Below are 4862 nucleotides of genomic sequence, written 5' to 3'. Positions count from 1 at the left end.
GAAGGGTCGTTCGAGACCAGGACGTTGATAGGTCAGGTGTGGAAGTGCAGTAATGCATTAAGCTAACTGATACTAATTGCCCGTACGGCTTGTCCCTATAACCTTGCCGGTTATACGCATTTACTAAGATGGTGAGTGCTACCCCAAAACTTTACTTCTCCCAGATTCGCTGTGCAGCCCACCACGTGGCTGCGGAGCATACAAGTCAAAGCTTGATGACCATAGCAAGTCAGTCCCACCCCTTCCCATCCCGAACAGGACCGTGAAATGACTCTGCGCCGATGATAGTGCTGCAACCAGTGTGAAAGTAGGTTATCGTCAAGCTAGTTATAAGTCGAAGAGGCCCGCTCAAGGTAAATCCTGAGCGGGCCTTTTTGCGTTTACCCATGCTATTATGGAAGTTGTCATTTCGACACTGGAGCCATAATATGCCTGTCCGCACACTGATCTCTCTTACCCTGTCGTTGATACTGGCCTCGTCCGCATTAGGACAGGAAGTCAGTGGCAAACTTCCGGCGGACACCAGCCTGGTGGCTGGCACCAATAGCATCAGTGGTGCACGCGACTGGGATGCGCAACGGGATAAAGGGCTGCTGGTATTGACGGCGCCCGAGGGCGACAGCCGGTTTGTGCTGGTGGAAGTCCGTGCCGACAATCCGCAAGCGGCAACCGCTGCTGCCTGGGTGCGCTATCAGCCAAGCTTCAAGCGTACGGTCAGGCAAACGACCAGGCGTCCGGACGCGAATGGATGGAAGCAGCACACTGTTCTGGAATACGAAACGGCGCCGACCGAAAAGCGCTGGGTGGAAGCGCACGCCTTGCAAAACGGCGCATCCTGGACGGTGCTGCTGGTGGATGGCAGCGAGCAAACACTGAGCAAGCGCGAGGCTGCGTACCAGCTCGCGATACAAAGTCTGCAGCCCAAGGATTATGTGCGCGAATCGTTTGCCAGCCGCACCCCGCAGCCGCTTGACGCTGTGCGCCAGCAGCAAATGCGCAGCTTCCTGCTGGACTCAATGAAGAAGCTGGGCATTCCTGGTTTGTCTTACGCGCTGCTCGATCACGGCAAAGTTGTGTTTGAAGGCGGACTCGGTGTGCGGGAGCTGGGCAAGCCTGCGCCGGTGGATGCCAATACCTTGTTCATGGCGGCATCGAACACCAAGGGAATGAGCACCTTGATGCTGTCAACCCTGGTCGACGAAGGCAAGCTGAAATGGGACCAGCCTGTCACGCAGGTTTATCCCGCTTTCAAGCTGGGCAGTGCGGAGACGACGGCGCAAGTGCTGGTCAAACATCTGGTGTGTGCCTGCACTGGCTTGCCGCGCCAGGATCTGGAGTGGATCTTTGAGTACAAGGATGCGACGCCGGAAGACTCGCTGAAACTGTTGGCGACCAACAGTCCGACCAGCGGCTTCGGTGAAGTCTATCAATACAATAATCTGATGGCCTCGGCTGCGGGCTACATCGGCGGCCATCTTGCCTATCCGGACAAGCTCCTGGGCGCCGCGTACGACGAGGCCATGCAACGGCGCATCTTCACGCCACTGGGCATGGATTCCACCACCTTTGATATGGCCAAGGCATTGCGCTCAAATCATGCGAGCCCGCATGGAACCAGCCTGGATGGCAAAATCGAAGTCATGCCGATGGCGATGAACTATTCCGTCGTGCCTCACCGGCCGGCCGGCGGGGTGTGGACCTCGGCGCACGACATGGTGCGTTATGTGCAGCTGGAAGCCAATCAGGGCAAGCTGCCGGATGGCACGCAGCTGGTGTCAGCCGATGCGCTGTTGGCGCGTCGTATTCCACAAGTGTCGGAAGGACGGGACGCCAACTACGGCATGGGTTTGTCGGTGGAAACCGCGTGGGGTGTGCAAGTGGTCATGCATGGCGGCAGCCTGTTCGGCTACAAGAGTAATTTCTTTTTGCTGCCAGACAGCGGCACCGGCATTGTGCTGCTGACCAATTCCGATCAGGGTGTGGGATTGCTGCGTCCGACCATGCGGCGCTTGCTGGAAATCGTTTATGACGGCAAACCGGAGGCTGCGGAGTCGGTACGCCAGACTGCTGCGCGCGATGTCACGGAACGTAAAACGGAGCGCGATCACAATAAGCCTGCTGCGGTTGCCTCAGCGGTGCTGGCGCGGCGCTATCGCAGTGCTGAACTCGGGGAGCTGGCCGTGCTGCGCAAAGGCAAGGACGTGGTGTTTGATTTTGGCGAATGGCAGTCGCCGGTCGCGGCCCGCAAGAATGCAGACGGCGCCCTGTCTTTCGTGACCACGAGCACCGCCTTTTGGGGACTGGAGTTTATCGCCGGTGGCGCACCAGGTAAGCGTACTCTGCTGGTCCGTGATGGACAGCATGAGTACGCTTTCTCGGAAATTTAGAACTGGTAGCGCACGCCGACGGTCAGCAGCTTCACTTCGCTCTTGGTCAGATAGCTTCCTTCTACGTTGACTGACCAGTTACGGTTGAACGAATAACCGGCGCCGACGCCGAAGATCGGATCGGTGTCGTCATGGTCGCTCAGTGAAGTGCGGTTGCCCTTCATGGTGGTGCGGCCGACGCCGGCGCGGCCGAACAGGCGGAAGTTATTGTCCAGGTTGGCGGTGCCGATAAGCGAAATGCCATAGTGGCGGTCCGGGTAGTAGCCAGGTTCGACAAAGGCGCCGCGAAGGGGCGTCAGGCTCAGGCCGCGCGTGTAGACTTCAAAGCCCAGGGCCGGGGTGTATTGATAGCCGACTGCTGCGCTCAGCGTCGCGTCGCTGTCATTGTCTGCATACTTGGACGATACCGAAGCGCGGCCGACGTCGGCCGACACGTAGACGCCAGGCTCAAAGCTGGATTGGGCAAACGAAGGTGCAGTTGCTGCCAACAGGCCGCAAGCAACTGCGCTGAGTACGAATCGCATAGGCGCTCCTAGATCAAAGAGTGAATACTACGAGATGCGGCATTTGCTTTTTTTGCAATGCCGTTCTGCACGCATATTAACTCTCAATTATCTTTAAAGCAACCTTGATGTTTCTGCGGGCTGCAAACTGAGCAGGCGGCGCATGGCACTGACTTCTTCGCTTGGGCTGCGGCCGAAATAACGCTTGAATTCACGGCTGAACTGCGACGGACTTTCGTAGCCCACTTGTGCTGAAGCGGATTGCGCCGTCATGTCGTTCCGCGCCATGAGCAATCTGGCCTGGTGCAGGCGGGCCGACTTCAGGTATTGGATTGGGGAGCAATGCGTCACGGATTTGAAGTGGACGTGGAAGGCCGGGACGCTCATATTCGCTTCGGCGGCCAGCATGCCGACGTCAATATCGGCCGCGTAGTCGGCGTGGATGCGGCGCAGTGCTTTGGCGATACGGCCAAACTGACCCTGGCTGGTCAAGGCAGCGCGCATGGCGGCGCCTTGTTCACCCATCAATGCGCGGTAGCAGATTTCACGCACGATGGCCGGCCCCAGTACGCGCGCTTCCAGCGGCGAACTCAGTGCTTCGAGCAGGCGCAGCACGGTGTCGCGCAGGCGCTCGTCCATGCGGGTGGTCATCATCCCCTTGGGCATGGCGGGCACTTCATTGTCACTTTGATCGATCGCGAACATCAGATCGGCCAGCGTGGTACGGTCGACGCGGATGGATAAGCCGAGAAACGGATTTTCCGGCGACGCCTCGGTGGTCGCAGTGAATGGCATGGGCACGGCCACCACCAGGTAATGATCCGCGTCGAACTGCAGAATGTCGTTGCCGAAATAGGTGCGCTTGTGACCTTGCAGGGCGATGGCAATGCAGGGATCGTACATGGCCGGCGACTTGGTTGAACTTTGGGTCGAACGCGTCAGGCGCACATCGTCCGCCAGCGTTTCGGTATAGCCATCAGTGCGCGCCAGCTGGTTGTGCAGGGCAATCATGCGTTCCACGCTTCACTCCTTGTTGATTACGGTGATGAATAGGAATGATCCATGATTCCTGGTCCGCTTGCTACGCTTGCTGCTGCGATCTATAGGATTAGGCAAGAACTACATAGTCATGTGCATTCGCAGCATAAAGTTTAATCCGTAAGATGCAGGCTGGTGTTAGTGAGTGGCTTTGAAAGGATCGCATCATGACGCAAGACCATCGCAAAGTTATTTTGATTGCCGGCGCCAGCCGCGGCAGCGGTCCGGCGACTGCCCGCCAGTTGGCGGAAGAAGGGCACCATGTCGTCCTGGGCGCGCGCCGCTCCAGCAAATTGCACGCCCTGGTGGCGGAGATCCGCAAGGCTGGCGGCTCGGCGGAGTGGTACGCACTCGACGTCAATCAGCCGGATGAGATGCGCGAGTTCCTGGCATTTGCCGAGGACGTACACAAGCGCGTGGATGTGGTGATAAATAATGCGTGATGGCCCTTGTCAAACCAGGCGACGCTTGTTATGATTCTGTCCCTCGCGAAACGACGCAGACGCTGAAAAGCGAAACGAAGAAAAACGAGGGGTTGACGAGATAAATCAAATGCTTCATAATCTCGCTTCTTCGCTGATGAACAAAACGCTTTATCAGCAGCGCAGTACAGAATGATCTTTAAAAAATTACAGTCGATAAATGTGGGCGTTTGATGCTGCAACAAAAAGCATTAAATGCTCCACAAGAAATAAGCAGTAGTAATACTGTCAGTATTTTGAGTGAGCGAACCATGGTCAGCAATGATCATAAAACAGAGATTAAACTAAAGAGTTTGATCCTGGCTCAGATTGAACGCTGGCGGCATGCCTTACACATGCAAGTCGAACGGCAGCACGGAGCTTGCTCTGGTGGCGAGTGGCGAACGGGTGAGTAAAATATCGGAACGTACCCAGGAGTGGGGGATAACGTAGCGAAAGTTACGCTAATACCG

At 56.9% G+C, this 4862-nt stretch carries 4 protein-coding genes and 3 rRNA genes; 5 read left to right on the top strand and 2 right to left on the bottom strand.

Going from position 1 to position 4862, the window contains the following annotated elements; genetic code table 11:
• The 3 genes from BUA36_RS29795 to BUA36_RS29785 form a co-directional block, all read left to right on the top strand.
• A 23S ribosomal RNA gene (locus tag BUA36_RS29795) occupies nucleotides 1–97 on the top strand; the annotation flags it as partial.
• A gap of 114 nt (nucleotides 98–211) precedes the next feature.
• Nucleotides 212–324, top strand: a 5S ribosomal RNA gene (rrf, locus tag BUA36_RS29790).
• Nucleotides 325–428: 104 nt separating this feature from the next.
• Complete coding sequence (locus BUA36_RS29785) at nucleotides 429–2387, top strand: serine hydrolase domain-containing protein (RefSeq protein ID WP_072791136.1); 1959 nt, start codon at nucleotides 429–431, stop codon at nucleotides 2385–2387.
• Here the strand turns inward: BUA36_RS29785 and BUA36_RS29780 are convergent.
• Together BUA36_RS29780 and BUA36_RS29775 are read right to left on the bottom strand one after the other, a co-directional pair.
• Nucleotides 2384–2911 (bottom strand): porin family protein, encoded by a 528-nt coding sequence (locus BUA36_RS29780; RefSeq protein WP_072791133.1) that lies wholly within the window; start codon nucleotides 2909–2911, stop codon nucleotides 2384–2386. The two genes, BUA36_RS29785 and BUA36_RS29780, sit on opposite strands and share 4 nt — an antisense overlap.
• Before the next feature lie 93 nt (nucleotides 2912–3004).
• Nucleotides 3005–3901, bottom strand: a complete 897-nt coding sequence (locus BUA36_RS29775; RefSeq protein WP_072791140.1) for an AraC family transcriptional regulator — start codon at nucleotides 3899–3901, stop codon at nucleotides 3005–3007.
• A 194-nt stretch (nucleotides 3902–4095) separates the two neighbouring features.
• On the opposite strand from BUA36_RS29775, the gene BUA36_RS29770 reads away from it, so the two are divergent.
• The gene (locus tag BUA36_RS29770) at nucleotides 4096–4371 is read left to right on the top strand and encodes an SDR family NAD(P)-dependent oxidoreductase (protein WP_072791129.1); all 276 of its coding nucleotides are present in this window, start codon (nucleotides 4096–4098) and stop codon (nucleotides 4369–4371) included.
• Between the two features lie 320 nt (nucleotides 4372–4691).
• Nucleotides 4692–4862 (top strand): 16S ribosomal RNA (locus BUA36_RS29765); the annotation flags it as partial.

It is taken from the genome of Duganella sacchari (assembly GCF_900143065.1).
Lineage (GTDB): Bacteria > Pseudomonadota > Gammaproteobacteria > Burkholderiales > Burkholderiaceae_D > Rugamonas > Rugamonas sacchari.
Note: the sequence above shows the minus strand (reverse complement) of the source record. Positions and strands in the feature narration are given on the sequence as shown.

Coding starts and splice junctions, on each gene's coding strand:
- BUA36_RS29785 (WP_072791136.1), top strand. CDS start 429: ATGCCTGTCCGCACACTGATCTCTCTTACCCTGTCGTTGATACTGGCC.
- BUA36_RS29780 (WP_072791133.1), bottom strand. CDS start 2,911: ATGCGATTCGTACTCAGCGCAGTTGCTTGCGGCCTGTTGGCAGCAACT.
- BUA36_RS29775 (WP_072791140.1), bottom strand. CDS start 3,901: ATGATTGCCCTGCACAACCAGCTGGCGCGCACTGATGGCTATACCGAA.
- BUA36_RS29770 (WP_072791129.1), top strand. CDS start 4,096: ATGACGCAAGACCATCGCAAAGTTATTTTGATTGCCGGCGCCAGCCGC.